Genomic DNA, 17,600 nt, shown 5'->3' on the forward strand with positions numbered 1-17,600 from the left:
TAATGATCAATATTGAATCTGTGCCACTGCATCGGTTGGTTTGCTGCCAACTCTGGAATTCCGATTCCCGAAGAGTGTAAAATGAAGGTACGGGACAACTTTGCCCGCCATTCAATCTGACTTAATTATGATGCGTTTATTCGTCTCGTCCGCTGTTGTGATTTCCATCACGTTTGCCATCGTCAGTTCGGTGACTGCTGAGGATCTGGAATTCAACCGGGATATTCGCCCCATTCTTTCGGACAAATGCTTCTTCTGTCACGGACCGGACGAGGAAGACCGTCAGGCGGATTTGCGGCTCGACAAGTCAGAAGCTGCACATGAGTACGCCATCGTTCCTGGAAAGCCGGAAGAGAGTGAACTGATTGCACGCTTGCTGAACCCAGACCCTGAACTCCGCATGCCTCCTGCCGATTCTGAGAAACACCTCTCAGAGGAAGAAATCAAACTCCTCACCGATTGGATTAAACAAGGGGCCAAGTACGAACCGTTTTGGGCTTATGTCCCTCCCAAACCTAGAGAATCAAAAACGAATGAGAAGGCTTCAACGCCAACACTCATTGACTCATTCATCTTGGAGAAGCTGGTCGCTGAAGGACTTCAGTTTTCTTCGCCAGCAGAACCAGTCACCCTGATTCGCAGGCTATACTTTGACCTTATTGGGCTTCCCCCCAGCCCTGAGGAAGTAGACGCCTTTGTCTCCGACCATTCAGAAAAAGCTTATCGCGACATCATCGACAAGCTGTTAGCCTCTGATCACTTTGGGGAACGAATGGCGATCTACTGGCTCGATCTCGTTCGCTACGCCGACACAGTCGGATACCACGGAGACCAGGATCATCACATCTCCCCTTATCGAGACTGGGTGATTGAAGCGTTCAACGACAACATGCCCTTCGATCAGTTCACCCGCGAACAACTCGCTGGCGATTTACTTCCAGATTCAACGATCGATCAGAAGATTGCCACCGGCTACAACCGTTTGCTGCAAACATCTCATGAAGGGGGCGTGCAACCGAAAGAGTATCTGTCGATCTACGCAGCTGACCGGGTCCGCAATCTCAGTTCCGTCTGGATGGGGGCAACTGTCGGGTGTGCCCAATGCCATTCACACAAGTACGATCCGTACACCATTCAAGACTTTTATTCGCTGGCCGCTTTCTTTGCCGACATCGATGAAGATCAACACTTCTACATCGGGAGCAATGCACTTCCCACTCGCCGTCCCCCTGAACTTGAAGTCATTTCGCAGCGTGGTCGTGAACGACTTGTCGAGATTGAGCATAGTCTCGAAACGATTCCAATGTCTCAGTCGAAACGTCGCGGAGTTCTGGAAGCCGAGAAAAAAGAAATCGAAGAGTCGGCTCGCTTAACGATGGTCACTGTTGCCAAAGAACCGCGAGAAATGCGAGTTCTTCCGCGAGGAAATTGGCTCGATGATAGCGGCCCCATTGTCGAACCGGCCGTCCCGGAGTTTCTAGGGAATCTTGATCATGAATCGAGGCGCGCCAATCGACTCGATCTCGCAAACTGGCTGACAGCAACAGAAGCTGGTGTTGGCGGATTAACTGCGCGGGTCCAGGTCAATCGTTACTGGTATCTCCTTTTTGGGACTGGACTCTCAAGGTCTCTCGACGATTTTGGAGGGCAGGGGACTCCTCCCTCGTACCCTGAACTGCTTGATGAGTTAACGCTCGAATTCATTGAAAGTGGCTGGGATGTCAAACACATTTTGAAACAAATTCTGCTCAGCAAAGCTTATCGACAATCATCCATTGCGAGCGCCGAACTCCTGCAGAAAGACCCCTATAACCAGCTTTTCGCCAGACAAGGTGCTTACCGCCTCCCCGCAGAAGTTCTTCGAGACAATGCACTCATGGTCTCCGGACTATTGAACGTGAAATATGGCGGAGAAAGCAGCCATCCTTATCAGCCTCCGGGATATTACCGGCACCTCAACTTCCCCAAGCGCGAGTACGAACCAGATCAAGATTCTCAGCAATATCGCCGAGGGGTTTACGTTCATTGGCAACGTCAGTTTTTGCATCCGATGCTGAAAGCGTTCGATGCTCCCAGCCGAGAAGAATGCACTGCCGAACGTCCGCGATCAAACACACCATTGGCCGCTTTGGTCTTGATGAACGATCCAACTTTCATCGAAGCGGCACGCTCATTTGCGGCTCGTATCCTTGAAGAATCAAATGGAACCGACCAGCAGCGACTCGAATCTGCTTTCCGAAGAGCGGTCTCCCGCTTGCCTGACGAAGTTGAATCGAAGGTTCTCCTCGAAGTTCTCGCGCAGAACCGCAAGCAGTTCAAAGAAAGAGAGGAGAGCGTGGCTGCGTTTCTTGATGTCGGCCTGAATCTCGAAACGGATCAGTCCGAGAAACAACTCGATCAGCAAGAACTCGCAGCCTGGACGACTGTCACGAGAGTCATCCTGAACTTGAACGAATCAATCACTCGAAATTGAATGGGCTCGCGCACTGATTGAATCACACGCTGACTGTGCGATCCCGGCTGCCTGCCTGTTACTGGCGTTGGAACACTTTCCCGAGTCGGTGCGGGTCCGGAATTTCGTTTTCCGTGAACTGTCGTCCCTGCACTGTGTATTCGCTGATGTCAACAAAACGACCGTCAGCTTCTGCACTTTCATAACTTGCCATCAAGACAGCCATCGTGTCCCAAGCCATCATTGGTCCAGATTGTGGAGAACGGTCTGACTCAAGGGCACAGTCAACGGCATCGTTCATCTCGTTGACATATCCGTGCGAGTAGGTCTGATTTGGTCGAGGAAAACTTGTTCCTTGTGGAGTCGATAGTTTTTCTCGCAGCAAAATATTTCCAGCTGCTGTCCCCTTGGGTAAGAACAATTCATTTTCGTTATTGGGGTTCATCCGAACATCGTACTCAGCAAAGTCTGTAATCACTGAGAATTCGTTGCGGATTCCAGAAATGCTGAGATCATGCCCATGAACTTCTGCGATCGTCCGGTCTTCAAACATCACAGTAATACGTCCGAAGTCATCGACGTTTTGCATCGGTCGAAAGAATTCGTGACTTGTCTCTGGTTGGTGTTTTAAAATTTGAAGCGCAGCTGCCGAAACCTGTACGGGACGAATCGGTCCGGTTCCGTTCAAAATTCCTTCGACCTGTTTCAAATACAAAGCAGGTCCCAACGGATGGCAGGCTTTATTGAAGAGGGCTCCGCCACCAGATTTGCTGGGCGTATCGTACGCCGGTGCATGTGACCCCTGATGAGCGCACACGCCGGATTGATACAGAACTTTCCCCTTATTCTGCTTCTGAGCTTCGATCAAAAGCTCCACAATCCCCTTGACCCCGTCCACGTAAATAAAATCTTCGGCATAAAGCAGTTTCGACTTTCCGGCTCTGACGGCATCCAGAACTGTTGCCAGGTAGTCCATTGACTCCTGTTTGCGGGTCGCTGCGTCGGCAGTTCGCCCCTCGGGATAACCTGGCCAAATAACAGGCGGCTTCTCAAGCACGATCACCGGAACGCCAGCCTGACCAGCCTCCGTCGCATACGGACCATGAGCAAAATTTGCGCAGCAGATGTTGTCGATATCTGGTTGAACGGACTTCAGCATTTCCTCGTGGGAATCAAAGGCATTCGTCACGTTGTGCCGTGCGGCGAAATTCTCTGCGTTCTCTCGTCTTCCCGAAATGACTCCAGCCAACTCGATATGAATCCCATTCTTGTGTGGGATCATCGAATAAGTACTCGCGGTGTAGTCCCCAGCGAAGCCAGTTCCACTGATTGCAATGCGAATCGTTTTCTGCGTCATGGCGTTAAACTCTTTTTAAGAACGAAAGTCTTGGCTGTCGCGTCCCATTTGAACGTTTGCTCTACAGCCTCTTCGTTGAACTGAGTCGAGATCTTTGATTTCTCAAACCGAAAGAGCAAAGTGTTCGTTTGATGCGGAGCTTGCTGAAGAAGTCGATTCGTCACCTTGAGATCACCGAGAGGGGATGCGACTGGAAACTCAAAATAGATCCATGCCGATTTCGTCTCGACCTCGAAGCCGATCGGCTTCAGCTTAAGCTTTTCCCCACCCTTTTCAACCTGGAAGACTTCTTCGATGTATTCAAACACAACAGCATTCGATCCCAGCTTCTCAAGAACGAGTTTCTTTTTCGTACGCCGTCGCAGTTCTTGTTCTAAATCATTCGGGTCAACTTTGAGTGCAACTTCAAAAGTACGGTTCTTTTCATTCCACTGCATCTCTGCCGAACTGAAGTGAAACGGGTGTGCAAAGAGACTCGTATTCGCCATGGCGAGAAATGCGAGAACTGCAAAGAAAGCACATCGATTCGTGTTTGAAAATCTCATGGAAGAACGCTTCATGATTGATTGAAGTGAAGCAATTTTACTCATCCTTTTTCTGCTCATCTTTTGAGGCCTCTTTTTGAAGCGACTTAGCCTTTTGCATTTCGTTCTTCGACTTCTTTTCTTTATACAGCTGAAATCGAGACTTGATGATTTTTCTCGGCCAGTGATTGTTCTCAACGTCGGTATCTGCGGTTTCCAAATGTGGATCAATCTGAACCGACTCAATCGTTTTCGCAGTGATGAACAGCTTTGAGACTTTCTGATTGTTATGTCGCCAGATTTCCGCAGGGATACGCAGAACCTGTTTTGTCTCATCTTCAAAATGGCACTCGACAATAATTGGCATGACCAACCCGCCGATGTTTTCAAAATCGAAGATATAGAAATTCCGCTTTTCCAGAAGCAACTCTTTTTCATCTTCATCAAGAGACTTCAAGAATTTTTCGTAGGCCTTCTTATCATCCTCAGTCACGTCAAGCTTATCGAAATCGTTGTAGAAATCTTTCAGCTCGGGAAACTGATCGACCCGTTTGGGCAAATCTTTATTTCGCTGACTGGGAACGGTTTTCGGTTCTTCTTCGCGTTCCCGTTTCTTCTCGCCTTTTTCTACCTCGGGGTCAGGAGATGCCAGTGTGTACAGACGAATATTGTTGATGGCGATGTCGACATGATCTGTTGAATAGAACCAACCCCGCCAGAACCAGTCGAGATCGACACCCGAGGCATCTTCCATCGTTCGGAAAAAGTCCGAAGGTGCAGGACGCTTGAACTTCCAGCGTTGGGCGTACTCTTTGAAGGCAAAATCAAACAACTCTCGACCGAGAATCGACTCCCGAAGAATGTTCAGAGCTGTCGCTGGTTTGGCATACGCATTGTTCCCGAATTGCAGGATTGACTCTGAATTCGTCATGATGGGGACTTGCGACGAACTTCGCATGTAAGGCACGATCAATCTCGGTTCACCACGCCGGGAGGGATATTTCTCTTCCCATTCCTGTTCGGCGAGATACTGCAAGAACGTATTCAATCCTTCATCCATCCAGGTCCACTGCCGTTCGTCGCTGTTGACGATCATTGGAAAGTAGTTGTGTCCCACTTCGTGGATGATGACGGATATCAATCCATACTTCGTCCGATCTGAATACGTTTTGTCCTCTTCAGGTCGCGGACCATTGAAGCAGATCATTGGGTATTCCATTCCGTATACCGGTCCGTTCACCGAAATCGCAACCGGGTAGGGGTACGGGAATGTGTAACGCGAATAAACATTCAGCGTGTGGATGATGGAGTGCGTCGAATATCGACTCCATAACGGCTCCGCTTCTTTGGGATAGAAAGACATTGCCCAGACGGATTGGCCTTCGACGTTGTGTCGCTGCGCATCCCAGATAAATTTTCGTGATGTCGCAAAGGCAACGTCACGGACATTGTCAGCTTTGAAAACCCAGGTTTTCTTTCCGGTCGGCTTTGAAGACTCATTCTTCTCAGCCTCTTCAGGGGTCACGATGAAGACCGGCTTTGTCGCGTTTTTTGCAGTCTCAAGCCTTTGTCGCTGGGCTTCACTTAAGACTTCGTCAGGATTCTGAAGTACCCCTGACGCAGAGACAATGTGATCGTTCGGGACTGTAATACTGAGTTCGTAGTCCCCCAATTCAAGGGTAAATTCTCCTCGGCCCAAAAACTGTTTGTGTTGCCAGCCTGCGTAGTCTGTGTAGGCCACAAGTCGTGGGAACCAATGAGCGATTTCGTAGATTGTGTTTCCGTCTTTCTCAAAGTCCTCATAGCCGGTCCGCCCCGGAACCAGGTCGCTGTTATTGATTGCGTAGTTCCAGTCAACTTCAAAAGAAAATGACTTTGAAGGTTTTAGCGGAGCAGGGAGGTCGATCCTCATCATTGTTTTGACAAGGGTGTGTTTGAGCGGTTGCCCTTGTCCGTCCACAACTTTCGTTACCGTCATTGAACCATCGAATGCTTCTCGCGTGCGTAGTCTTTTCAAGCTATCGGTTGAAATCCGTGACAAGGATGGCGCCGTTGAGGTGAGTGCGGAATCTGAATCGGGTGCGAAAATGTTTGCATCAAGTTGCAGCCACAAGTACGTCAAAGTGTGCGGCGATTTGTTGTGATAGGTTACTTTTTCCGAGCCGGTGAGATGTTTTTTCTCATCGTCGATTTCAACTTGAATGGCGTAATCTGCCCGTTGCTGCCAATAGAGTGGACCAGGCGCTCCCGAGCCGAGTCGCGCTTCGGTCGGTGTTGGCAGAATCTCGTCCAACTGTCGGAAAGAGTCTGCCTGCCCATATTTCGAATTTGTCACCTGAGCGAAGAGAGGCTGAGCAACAGCCGAAGCGATCAGAAATAGTAAAGTCGCCAATTTTGGCGAACTGGAATACCTTCGTGATTTTTGTGTCCGTGAAAATCGCTTTTCTTGTGATGAATCATTTTTGCCCACAAGACAGTGTGCATACGCTTTATTCAGAACCACCCTGGAATTTCGCTTTTTCAAAATCATGAGCCTAAATTTCGTACCTGAATCAATTTCCAGAAGAACGCGAACATAGCCTACCCACACTACCGTTCTTCCCGCAAACCAGCCAGACCCTCAAGCTTCTGCAACCGGAACATTTCGCAGATATTCGTTGTTCGGAATTCTGGTTGAGTTCTTCCAGCTCAATCGTCGATAAGCCGAAATACGATAACGAATATCAGGGAGTGAGAGATCTTCCAACAATGGACAGTCCCCCACTTTATAGGGCTCATTAATCAAAGCGATTTTCAACATGTCATGGACGACACTGAAATCCTTGTTCTTCCTCTGCCTCGCAATGCAGGTTGGCTGCGTTCAGTTGCGTGATCGTGTCGATGAATGCTTGATCACAAGCCAGGACAACAAGCTCACAGAGAAAGCGTGGAGAGACCATCGCCATTATTGGGTCGATCAGCCGTTTCAGAAAGATTTCCGTAAGGGCTTCAAAGCTGGTCACAGTGCCGGACTAGACGGAGAGGATTGTCCGCCAGCGATTCCTCCGCGATATTACTGGAGTGCTGCCAATAGTGGCCCCAACGCAGAAATGCGAACCAAAGCCTGGTTCGATGGATGGTGGATGGGTTCAGTGGCAGCGACCACTGAAGGACTTCATAATCACCGCCGAGTGCATGTTGCTCCTCACATTCAGGCAAGTAAGGCAGAACCAGAAATTGATTGGTCAAAGGTCACAGAAGAGATGAGAGAACATTTGCCTCTCGTCCCGATTCCTGAAGTTCCAATGGAAGAGACGCCGCAAGAGCTGGATGGAAAACCACCAGTCGCTCCGCCGCTTGTTCCGCCAGCTGTGCCACCGGCGAAAGAGCCGAAAAAAGATCCCGCGAAGGAATACAACCCCCGTGTGACACGCCCAGAATTGTATCTCCCGATCCAATAAGCTTCGAAGCACAGCCGCTGATCGATCAACTTAGACTTTTTCGACTTCGAAATCCTTGATTGCTATCGACGTCCCTTGTTGTAAGTAATTGACCGCGATCAGCAATCGGGCTTCACTTCTTCTCTCGACAATCTCTCCTTTGATTCCTTCAAAGGGTCCCGATTTGATACGCACTGGCGTACCAACTTCCAGACGCGATTCGTGCCGCAGTTCCTGCTTGGAACTGATTAGAGTGTGGACTTGGGAAAGATCAAAGACGAGTTTCTCTTCTTCTTTGACTTCCAGACATTTTGAGATGCAATTGGTCTGGAGGGCCTGAATACGCTCATCTTCTGTAGCATGAATAAAAACGTAGTTCGAGAACAACGGTGAGAATGTCGTCCTGACGCGCCCTTGAGGAGAACGCTTGGGCACGCCGATGATCGGGCAAAAAAATGGAACTTGCTTTGGGAGCAGTCGCCGCATCAACTCTTTTTCGCGACGGGACATCGTATAGACTGCCCACCAGCGCGCTCCTTCCTCGCGTCGTTCTTCCTGGTACTGTTCGTTAAACAGATTTTCCGGATAGATTGACTTCTCTTCTTTCAGGATGGGCATCCGATTCCTCGGGAAAATAAATTACGCCTTAACATCGATCTTGCTCCGAAAGACATTCTGCTCAGAACAGTCTGTCTTCACGCATTCACACAACGACAACAGTCTCTCTCAAAAGTGTAGGGGCCTGTATTGCGGACGCTCGGAAGTTGTTACGGCCGCACACAGAGACCTTACAAAATGTCTACTTGCTTTGCATCGAGGCAATACCTGGCGTCATCAGTTCTTTGAGATGCTTCGGGGATAATACTTAGAACCAGTCCGAAAACCTCTGGAATAGCCACTGTTCTCAACGTTTGAGAGAGCAATTTCAAGTTTCAGGATCAGTTCTAAAAAGTTTTGATTCACTTTGGTTGGTAGCAGAAAGCTTCCAATCTCTCGATCCCCAAGGGCTTGACCATCAGACATTGTGACAAGACTGGCTTGAGTCACCCAAATCTTAACATGCAGCCGCTGTGCGTCCAGAGATCTTTCGCACTTGCGAATTGGCCAGTCGATTAAAAAACTCAGGTAAATTATCGACATGCCCCAGTCAATGACTCAAAATGATACGGTCGTCGGATGACAAACGAGAATCATTCAACTCAACTCCATGAGACACCATTATGCTCCGAAAGACGCTCTACTCACCAGTTTCCTCACCATTGGCAATTCTGTTCGGAGTCACTTTTCTATGGGCTCAATGGGGAAGTCCTCTCTACGCACAAGAGGCAACACCGGAACGCCCCAAAGTTCCAGAGATTCCAGACGAGCCAAAAACGGTTGATCCAGTCAGCTTGATTCATCCAAAGCTTGCTCAGAAGGCATCCGTGAATTTCAACAACTCATCATATGAAGAACTTCGTGAATGGCTGAAAAAAACAACCGGCCTGCCTGTCGTCATCGATGAAGCGGAATTCTCCAACGAAGGGCTCTCGATTCATGATGAATACTCAGACACGCTTAACGACGCTCCGATTTACTTTTTACTGAATCGACTCAACGCCAATTCGCTGAGTTGGTTTATCGAAGATGAAGTCATTCGCATCACAACGACACTAGCTGCCGACGACTTAATGAGAACAAAAACGTATGTCGTCGGAGATCTTCTGGACAACGGATACGACGAAGAGAGTTTGATTGACACCATTCAAGAGATGACCGGCGGAGCGTGGTATGAAATCGATCAGGAGGGGGGTGATGTCAAACTTCTTGGAGATGTCCTGTTCGTTAAACAAACGTACCATGTCCACCTCGAGCTAGAAGGACTGCTCAGCGCCTTGCGAAAGTATGGACGCGAAACTGCGACGTCGGAACCGGAGCTGCACTTTGAACTTCGAGAAAAACTGAAGCAGATTGTCTCAGTCGATTTTGAGAGAGAACCCATTTTTCGTGTCGTCGCCCTTCTCTCAGACCGTCACAAACTCGACATTCGCCTGGACACTCATGAGCTTGCCAACGAGGGGATCAGCTCGCGCGACAGCCTGTCACTCTCGATCGAAGATCGCGACCTGAAAACGGTTCTGGGATTGCTCTTTGCTGAACTGGATCTCACCACAACTTTAGACAACGGCGTGATTCTCATCACAACCGATCTCAAGGCATCAGAGCAACGACGCACAGCCGTGTACGATGTCCGAGACTTATGTCGGAATGAATCGGAATCAGATGCACTGATCGAAGCGGTTCAGGAACAGACAGTCGGACCATGGTTTGAGATTGACCAGGAAGGCGGAATGATTGCTTCCCCTAAACCTGGAGTACTTGTTATTCGCCAAACCAACCGAAGTCTTGAGGAAGTTCGCAGCCTGTTGGACGCCTATCGAGAAGCCCTGACAAAATCAAAACCGCGTAAGAAAGTGGTTGTCGAAGATGATGTTTTCACTCACTATTACAAACTCGACACCGCAACAGCCGAAAAGCTTTTTAATGGACTCTGGAATCTCATCCCGGAAGCAAAAGCACTTGCTGAAGCGGACAAGGAAAATCGGAACCTGGAACAAATCCTCATGTTCCCTGCGAAGCCTGAATTAAGATTGGTGACATCCCAGCGAACGAAAACTGACAACGCCAGAGCTGAGCCAGTCCTCATCGATCAATCGACAATGATCATCACCCACCACCGTTCAATACACAAGAAGATCCAGGAGGCCATCAACCGGATCACAAACGGAGACTCCCCGATATTCACAACTGATGGCGACCCCATTGGAGGCAAGCAGGGGGGCATGCAAGGAGGTGGAGGCGGTTTTGGTGGAGGATTCTTTTCAATCCCCGAGGAATAGGAGTTCTCGAGGCAGAATTCTAAAATAGAACTCCCGTCCAACAGGAAACGTTACGTCTCCGATAGCATTTTTGAGGTCGATGAACGCCTGCTGCCTCGTGGATTTGAGGGCTTCATCACATGAAAACCACTCTTCACGGAGACAAGTCGCTTCACTAGAGCATCTTTCGAATTGGTTTGCAGGTTCTGCCTCGTGGCAAACAGCATTTTACCGGGGAAATGCGTTCTTCACGGGCAAACGGTAGAGCAAACTGCTCTAGCTTCACTGGAATACTCCAGCGTAACTTCGTCAAATCAAGTTGAGTTTCTTTGGGCGTTCTCTGGGGCGACGACAACATTTGTCGCACAAGCCATGCGCTTCTAATCGGTGTCCCTCGATGCGAAAACCGAATCCGCGCGCGACCTCTTCAAGGAGTTCACTGATCTTGTCGTTATCAAACTCAGTTAACTCGCCGCATTTTTTGCAGATGAGATGGTCGTGCTGCGGGTAACCGTAATCGTGCTCGTAAAGGTCACGATCATCCTGGCGAGCGACTTTGCGAATGAGACGCGCGTCTTCGAGTTGCTTGATCGAGCGATAAATCGTCGAACGGCTCACTCGCTTTCCATCCTGTCTCAAATTCAGTCGCTGTATCAGTTGCTCTGCATCGAAGTGTTCATGGGTTGCAAAAACCTCCTCAACAATAATCGCACGCTCGCGCGTCATGCGCAATCGTTGCGTGGCGAGGTATTCTCGATACTTCTCACTTGGAGAGACGGCAACAGAAACCGCTTCCAATTCAGACACAATATCCCCCTGATGACACTTTCACATGTGCCGTTCTCGCAATCAATCCGTAATCACTCCAAGCATACGGCTGATAGCAATTTCTAGTTTCTCTGGAGTCTCGTACACACCTGAATCAATTTCCGCGCGGATCCTTGCCAAACGCTCTTCACGCGTTTCGGCTGAAGGAACTGCCTCGGAATCGAGATTGTCCTGATGAGGTTGAGTGCGATCGGGCCGTTTTCGGTCCATCTCGGCCTCCCCAGAGTTTGGAATAACATTGCCGTTTTCGAAGAAGACTTCGGTCGGCAGGAACTGCCGATCATAGCTCAGGTCGGTGCATGCAATCAATGGCGTCTGCACAGAAGAGTTGAAGCAGGCCAGCGAATGAAAAAGAGTGAGTGCGGATCGCATAGGAATTCTCCTTAGCGACCGTCCTGGTGCTGTTTCGCGTGAGAACGCGGCGTCTTGCTGAAATGAAGGTGATTCAATCCGAGAATCACTTGATCTTGTGAATACAAAAGGGTTTACGTCAACGACTTCTGATTCTCATGATGTTAATTTCTCACCGTAAGTTGCTTCCGGTGTACAGGTGATATCGGTTCTAACGAAGACGGCTGTTGAGGACATTCCACAAATGTTCATGTTTTTTTTACAAAATTATTATCGATTTGCACTATTTGCACACTCGGAAATCCTCTGCACTGCACGCGAATTCGCCTGTTTTATGCGGAGACCAGCTTCCCAAATCCCCAATCCGACTCAACTCCCGCCGACTTCGAACTCGCTGTCATTCTCTGAGTTCACCTCATTTCCCGTTTCTTGCAGGACAGCACCAACGATGCACTTGCCGATAAAGATCGTTTGCCGAGAGCATCGACTGCGCCCCCAAGCTTCAGAAGATTAAGAGCCTGAAATTCAAAACAACTTATGGAACGGAATACGGATTAAAGATGAGCACGCCAGCACACCTCAATTGGCTTTGATGACATCTGCGTCAAAAGAGTGCCTCAAAGTGCACCTTGACCCAACTTTGGGATCAAAGTTAAATTCCGCTACCCTTTCTTCCTATTGACGAAGACCATGTCGACTCCCCCCAGCCAAGAAATGCACATCATTAAACCTGGCCGTGCCCCGTGGAGGCAAAGGCTCGTAGACGCAGAAACAGGCTTTCGCCTCGGCTTGCGGACCGACTCAACACTATTTGTCTACGTGTTGATGGGTTCTATGACTCTTGCTTCAGGAGCCGTTCTTGGCATCGAAAAAATCGAATGGATTGCCTTGGTGTTGACCTTTGGCCTTACACTCTCGGTAGAACTCTTTCACCAGCTGCTAAAATTTCTTGTTCAGGAGTTCCAGCACCACCTGAGAAAAGATGTCCATCAAATGCTCAGACTGGGTACCGCAGCGTGCCTCGTCACAAATATTGCGGCGGCAACTGTTCTGGGGATCATCTTCGGAAGCCGTATTTGGCACCTCTTTTCTTGATCGGCTAGAAACTCCGACCGATGGCTTTTCGTAGAGTTCGACGCACTTGCTCCGTTTGCCTGAGCAGATAGACTGTCGTCCCACCGAGCTATTAAGCCGTTCTTCCTATCTTGATTGCGACTGAAATCGTCGCAACTGGAGTTAAAATTCATGTCCTTGATCAGTTTGCGCGACGTCTCCTTCACATGGGCGGGACCGTCGCTGTTAGAAAATATCAATCTGGAAATCGGACGTGGAGAGCGGATTGGCTTGCTGGGCCGCAACGGAGCCGGAAAGTCCACATTGATGAAATTGATCGCTGGGGAGATTCCAGTCGACAATGGAACACTCAAACTTGCGGACGGCTTAAAAATCGGCCGACTGATTCAGGAAGTCCCCGACGGAACCACTCAGTCTGTGGCTGAACTTGTTCGCGAAGGCCTACTGGATGACCACCAGGAAGACTGGCAAGTCGAGCAAACTCTGGAGCGGCTCCTCACGCAAATGAACCTCTCCGGCGACTCTCAATTCGCTCAGCTCTCCTCGGGAATGAAAAGACGAGCGCTGCTAGCACAGGCGCTGATTCGCGAGCCGGATTTGCTTCTGCTTGATGAACCAACAAACCACCTGGATATTGATTCCATCAACTGGTTGGAAAGCTTCTTGAAAAAATTTCAGGGAACGATCCTGTTTGTCACACACGATCGAATCTTCCTGCAGGCTTTGGCAACCCGCATGCTCGAAATTGATCGCGGCAAGCTCTTTGACTGGACGTGCGACTATCAGACGTTCCTCAAAAGACGTGATGAGCTCCTCCACGCTGAAGAGCAACAGAATCAGCTCTTCGACAAAAAATTGGCGGAAGAAGAAGTCTGGATTCGTCAGGGAATCAAGGCCCGCCGAACGCGAAATGAAGGACGCGTGCGAGCACTGAAGAACATGCGTAACGAACGCAGCCAGCGCCGCGAGAAAACCGGCAGCGTGAAGATGCAGGCAGGTGAGGCGGACCGCTCTGGGCAACTGGTGATGGAAGCCAAAAACGTCACCTTCGGTTACGAAGCAAACACCCCGATCATCAAAAATTTTACTGCAACGATTTCAAGAGGAGACAAGATTGGCATCGTCGGCCCCAACGGAGTCGGAAAAAGTACGCTTCTTAAATTAATCCTGGGAGACTTAGCTCCAACATCGGGAGATATTCGCCAAGGAACAAACCAGCAACTCATCTACTTCGATCAACTTCGTGAACAAATCGATGATGAAAAAACCGTCGCTGAGAATGTCGGCGAAGGACAGGATCAACTGACAATCAACGGCAAACAAAAGCATGTTCTGGGCTACCTGCAAGATTTTCTCTTCACACCCGAACGTGCCAGACGCCCCGCGAGATATCTCTCGGGTGGTGAGCGGAATCGCATGTTGCTGGCCCGGATTTTCAAACGTCCATCAAACATCATGGTCCTCGACGAACCGACAAACGATCTCGACGCAGAGACTCTCGAACTCCTCGAAGATTTACTCGGCAACTACCCCGGCACGGTCCTACTGGTCAGCCACGATCGAGCTTTCCTCAATAACGTGGTGACAAGTACGCTGGTCCTCAACGGCGACGGAACCGTCAGCGAATACGACGGAGGGTACGACGATTACCTGAGACAGCGTCCATCTGAGCAAGAACCTGAGACATCACCCAAAAAAAACAGAGCCTCAGGAAGAGTTCGCGAGAACGAACAAAAACCGAAGCTGTCATACAAAGAGAAAAAAGAGCTTGAAGAGATTCCGCAAAAAATTGACGATCTTGAACAAACTCAGGCAAGCTTACAATCTGCAATGGCAGATCCAGAATTCTTTAAACAGGACGGCGAAAAAATCGCCTCAGAAACAGCCCGACTCCAAGCCCTCAGCAAAGATCTGGAATCACTCTACAATCGCTGGGAAGAACTGGCCGCGAAAGAATAGAACATAGAGCAGTTTGCTCTACCGTGTGCCCGTGAAGAACGCATTTCGCTAGTGAAAATGCTGTTCGCCACGAGGCAGATCCTGCAAACCAATTCGAAAGATGCTCTAGCCAACACTTCCCGTGTCTGCGAAGAGCGATCTCACAACGAAAAAGACCACTCGCCACAAGGCAGAATCCGTGTGGCAACGATCTGTTTGTTGAATGAAGTTGAGAAGGCCGGAGAGGCAGTCTTTATACAGATTTCAGCTTCTTTAGCTTGAACGACAAGAAGATTGCAGCACATCCGAACATGATCGCGAAAACTCCGTTCATTCGGATGAAAAGTTCGAGTGACACCAAGGGCGCCATAAACAGGACGATTCCGAACAGAATCGATAGGAAGCCGCTGAGAATCATCCAGCCTTCTCCCTCGATAGCCTTTCGCTCGCGAATTGCCACAACGATTTCGAGAATCCCACCAGCGATCGACCAACCGCCGAGCATCGCAATCACGGTAAACCCAGCGAGTGCTCCGAAAAGTGCTGGATGCATCGCTGCAAAACCACCAACAAGTATGGCCAGAACTCCGCGGATAATCATCCATCCACGGGATTCGCCCCATCCGACAACGCCCGCAGCAATCGCCATGATGCCATCAGCGATCAGATAGCAGCCCACCACGAGTGCCCAGGCGAGAAGGCTAACTCCCGGTGCGAACAGTGCATAAATTCCGACTAAGACAAGCAAAACGCCACGCAAAAGCAGAACCCACCAGTTTGAGGCAATCGCCTGGATTGGTGTTAAGGGGAGTTCTGTATTCATAGCTGGTTCCTTTTAGAGGCTGATTTTGAAGTCCGGAGGGCTATCGCACTTTCGAATTGCTGAATTGATTCTCTCTGCGAGACAGAGCGCACATCTTTAAAAGATCTGCTCAATCGCTTCCCTGCGAAGACTCTTTCTACCAACAGAATAGCCTCTTTCTGCGACGTAGAACGGGGACATGGGTCTGAAAAATCTCAATTTATGATTCTTCTTTGGTCGCTACATTTGAACAGTCAGAACCACCAGAACCGTCATCCTGTGTTGATTTTGAAACGATGGCGAACTGGTTCGCTTCTCGCGAAAGATTCCGCAGCATCCCTGCAAAGACGAACTGGTGTAGCGGGTAGATTCCATACCAGTACATCAAGCCAGATAAGCCGACAGGATCAAAAATTGCAGTCTGGCGTATCTCACTTCCTTCTGGAGATGGTGTGACCTCAAACTCGAGCCAGGCCCGTCCCGGCAGTTTCATTTCAGCCTGAAGCCTCAACAGGTTCGGTTCATCACAGGCTTCGACTCGCCAGAAATCGAGGGCATCGCCGACACGCAAATGCTCTGGATCACGACGGCCACGCCGGACGCCGATCCCTCCGACCAACAGATCCAGAAACCCACGCAAAGACCAAAGCCAGTTCCCATAGTACCAGCCTACTTTCCCTCCAATGCGACGGATGGGAGCAAACGCATTCTCCGGAGAAACCGACACCGTCACTTTTCGCGAATCGACCAAACGCGATCCGAATCTGACGCCTCCCCAATTTTTTGTCGAGCCACCAGAAGAGAGGGCGTCTGACCAGCGAGTCTCGGCAAACTCGCGATCCTCATTGGTTAGCGCGCGCTGGATCGCATCAGGAACAGATCGCGGAACAATATCAAAGGTCTGAATCGCCAAGTTATCCGACAGGAGAGTTGGGTTCCGCAGGCTCCCCACAAGCTTCCGTCCGACACGTGCATAGACCGGAGTCACCAGACCGAGCCACAAGCTGGACAAGTACGGCGTCAGAAAAGGAACCGAGATCATCCAACGACGCAATCCTCGCTGCCGAGCATACTCTTGCATCAACTCGCCATATGAGACTTGGTCTGGACCGCCGATTTCGTATACCTGTGACGAACCTTGAGGCGACTCAAGCGCCGCCATGAGGTACTGCAGAAGATCCTCAATGGCAATGGGCTGCGCTTTGACACTCACCCATTTGGGGCAGATCATAATTGGCAATCGCTCTACCAGAGCGCGAATCATTTCAAATGAAAGACTCCCTGAGCCGATCACTATCGAGGCTCGAAACTCGACCACCTGAGGATGATGCAATCGCAGCACGTTCCCGGTTTCTTGACGACTGCGGAGATGCTTGGACAAGTCATGGTCGGGGTTCCCCAAGCCACCTAAGTAGACGATCCGTTTCACTTCAGCTTCCACCGCAGCCTGAGCAAAATTTTCGGCTGCCACCCGATCCTGTTCTTCAAAGTCCCCCTCGGCCCCCATCGAATGGACAAAGTAGTAAGCAGTGTCGACACCCTCAAACGCCGCTTTGAGCGAAGAGGCGTCCAGAACATCGCCCTGAACTATTTCAGTCGTTTCATTTCGACGATCGGCTAAAGCATCGGGGCGCCGACTCAGGCAGCGGACAAGGTGTCTGCGTTCTTGAAGGAGCGTCAGCAAGCGACCTCCCACGTAGCCTGTCGCGCCGGTCAAGAGAATTCGGCCTGTCATGCTAGCTTCCTGTTCGACTGAATGTGTCTCGGAATTTAGAGCAGTTCAATACTTGCCGTGCCCCGTGAAACTCACTTTTATGACATCATAGACAACTCGCCACGAGGCAGAGCGCGAACACCAATTCGAAAATTGCTATCATCGCAACCGGAAACAAGTGAAGAGGTCTATCGAAGCATACAAGGTTCACCGTCAACTATCATCATTGGCATGTCCTCCGAATTCTGATCCTGTGATCACAGAAGGCATCAACGATCGAGAG

13 protein-coding genes and 2 pseudogenes are annotated in these 17,600 nt (G+C 49.8%); 7 read left to right on the plus strand and 8 right to left on the minus strand.

Translation table 11 applies throughout. The features are described 5' to 3' along the window. Window positions 1–127 precede the first annotated feature (127 nt). Window positions 128–2,473 (plus strand): PSD1 and planctomycete cytochrome C domain-containing protein, encoded by a 2,346-nt coding sequence (locus tag ACN0YR_RS18610; RefSeq protein WP_417850716.1) that lies wholly within the window; start codon window positions 128–130, stop codon window positions 2,471–2,473. A gap of 58 nt (window positions 2,474–2,531) precedes the next feature. Here the strand turns inward: ACN0YR_RS18610 and ACN0YR_RS18615 are convergent, their stop codons facing one another. Genes ACN0YR_RS18615 through ACN0YR_RS18625 form a run of 3 tightly spaced genes read right to left on the minus strand, consistent with a single transcriptional unit; the run spans window position 2,532 to window position 6,725 of the window. Then, on the minus strand, window positions 2,532–3,809 hold the full coding sequence (locus ACN0YR_RS18615; protein WP_417850717.1) for a Gfo/Idh/MocA family protein: 1,278 nt from the start codon (window positions 3,807–3,809) through the stop codon (window positions 2,532–2,534). Next, the gene (locus tag ACN0YR_RS18620) at window positions 3,806–4,354 is read right to left on the minus strand and encodes a DUF6702 family protein (protein WP_417850718.1); all 549 of its coding nucleotides are present in this window, start codon (window positions 4,352–4,354) and stop codon (window positions 3,806–3,808) included. Before ACN0YR_RS18620 ends, ACN0YR_RS18615 begins: the two co-directional genes overlap by 4 nt. 37 nt (window positions 4,355–4,391) lie before the next feature. Continuing rightward, complete coding sequence (locus ACN0YR_RS18625) at window positions 4,392–6,725, minus strand: M1 family metallopeptidase (RefSeq protein WP_417850719.1); 2,334 nt, start codon at window positions 6,723–6,725, stop codon at window positions 4,392–4,394. Window positions 6,726–7,131: 406 nt separating this feature from the next. Between ACN0YR_RS18625 and ACN0YR_RS18630 the strand changes: the two genes are divergently transcribed. Beyond that, window positions 7,132–7,773 (plus strand): hypothetical protein, encoded by a 642-nt coding sequence (locus ACN0YR_RS18630; RefSeq protein ID WP_417850720.1) that lies wholly within the window; start codon window positions 7,132–7,134, stop codon window positions 7,771–7,773. 30 nt (window positions 7,774–7,803) lie between these two features. Here ACN0YR_RS18630 and ACN0YR_RS18635 read toward each other — a convergent pair whose 3' ends face one another. Continuing rightward, window positions 7,804–8,370, minus strand: a complete 567-nt coding sequence (locus tag ACN0YR_RS18635; RefSeq protein ID WP_417850721.1) for a transcription termination/antitermination NusG family protein — start codon at window positions 8,368–8,370, stop codon at window positions 7,804–7,806. A gap of 602 nt (window positions 8,371–8,972) precedes the next feature. Here ACN0YR_RS18635 and ACN0YR_RS18640 point away from each other — a divergent pair. Further along, complete coding sequence (locus ACN0YR_RS18640) at window positions 8,973–10,631, plus strand: hypothetical protein (protein ID WP_417850722.1); 1,659 nt, start codon at window positions 8,973–8,975, stop codon at window positions 10,629–10,631. A gap of 288 nt (window positions 10,632–10,919) precedes the next feature. Here the strand turns inward: ACN0YR_RS18640 and ACN0YR_RS18645 are convergent, their stop codons facing one another. Together ACN0YR_RS18645 and ACN0YR_RS18650 are read right to left on the minus strand one after the other, a co-directional pair. Then, window positions 10,920–11,417 carry a Fur family transcriptional regulator gene (locus ACN0YR_RS18645; protein WP_145197412.1) on the minus strand — a complete coding sequence of 166 codons (498 nt, stop codon included), beginning with the start codon at window positions 11,415–11,417 and terminating at the stop codon, window positions 10,920–10,922. 42 nt (window positions 11,418–11,459) lie between these two features. Next, on the minus strand, window positions 11,460–11,810 hold the full coding sequence (locus ACN0YR_RS18650; protein WP_417850723.1) for a hypothetical protein: 351 nt from the start codon (window positions 11,808–11,810) through the stop codon (window positions 11,460–11,462). 669 nt (window positions 11,811–12,479) lie between these two features. Between ACN0YR_RS18650 and ACN0YR_RS18655 the strand changes: the two genes are divergently transcribed. The 4 genes and pseudogenes from ACN0YR_RS18655 (at window position 12,480) to ACN0YR_RS18670 (ending at window position 14,822) form a co-directional block, all read left to right on the plus strand. Then, window positions 12,480–12,884 (plus strand): diacylglycerol kinase, encoded by a 405-nt coding sequence (locus ACN0YR_RS18655; protein ID WP_417850724.1) that lies wholly within the window; start codon window positions 12,480–12,482, stop codon window positions 12,882–12,884. A 150-nt stretch (window positions 12,885–13,034) separates the two neighbouring features. Further along, window positions 13,035–13,817: pseudogene (locus tag ACN0YR_RS18660) on the plus strand (ATP-binding cassette domain-containing protein); the annotation flags it as partial. Window positions 13,818–13,952: 135 nt separating this feature from the next. Then, window positions 13,953–14,330: pseudogene (locus tag ACN0YR_RS18665) on the plus strand (ATP-binding cassette domain-containing protein); the annotation flags it as partial. Continuing rightward, entirely contained in the window at window positions 14,319–14,822 is a 504-nt protein-coding gene (locus ACN0YR_RS18670; protein ID WP_417850743.1) for a hypothetical protein, read from the plus strand. The pseudogene ACN0YR_RS18665 and the gene ACN0YR_RS18670, both read left to right, overlap by 12 nt. 232 nt (window positions 14,823–15,054) lie before the next feature. On the opposite strand, the gene ACN0YR_RS18675 is transcribed toward ACN0YR_RS18670, so the two are convergent. Together ACN0YR_RS18675 and ACN0YR_RS18680 are read right to left on the minus strand one after the other, a co-directional pair. Next, on the minus strand, window positions 15,055–15,624 hold the full coding sequence (locus ACN0YR_RS18675; RefSeq protein WP_417850725.1) for an HdeD family acid-resistance protein: 570 nt from the start codon (window positions 15,622–15,624) through the stop codon (window positions 15,055–15,057). 199 nt (window positions 15,625–15,823) lie between these two features. Continuing rightward, window positions 15,824–17,338, minus strand: a complete 1,515-nt coding sequence (locus tag ACN0YR_RS18680; RefSeq protein ID WP_417850726.1) for an SDR family oxidoreductase — start codon at window positions 17,336–17,338, stop codon at window positions 15,824–15,826. Window positions 17,339–17,600 lie beyond the last annotated feature (262 nt).

Origin of the sequence: Thalassoglobus sp. (assembly GCF_048270125.1) — a bacterium.
Classification (GTDB): Bacteria; Planctomycetota; Planctomycetia; order Planctomycetales; family Planctomycetaceae; genus Thalassoglobus.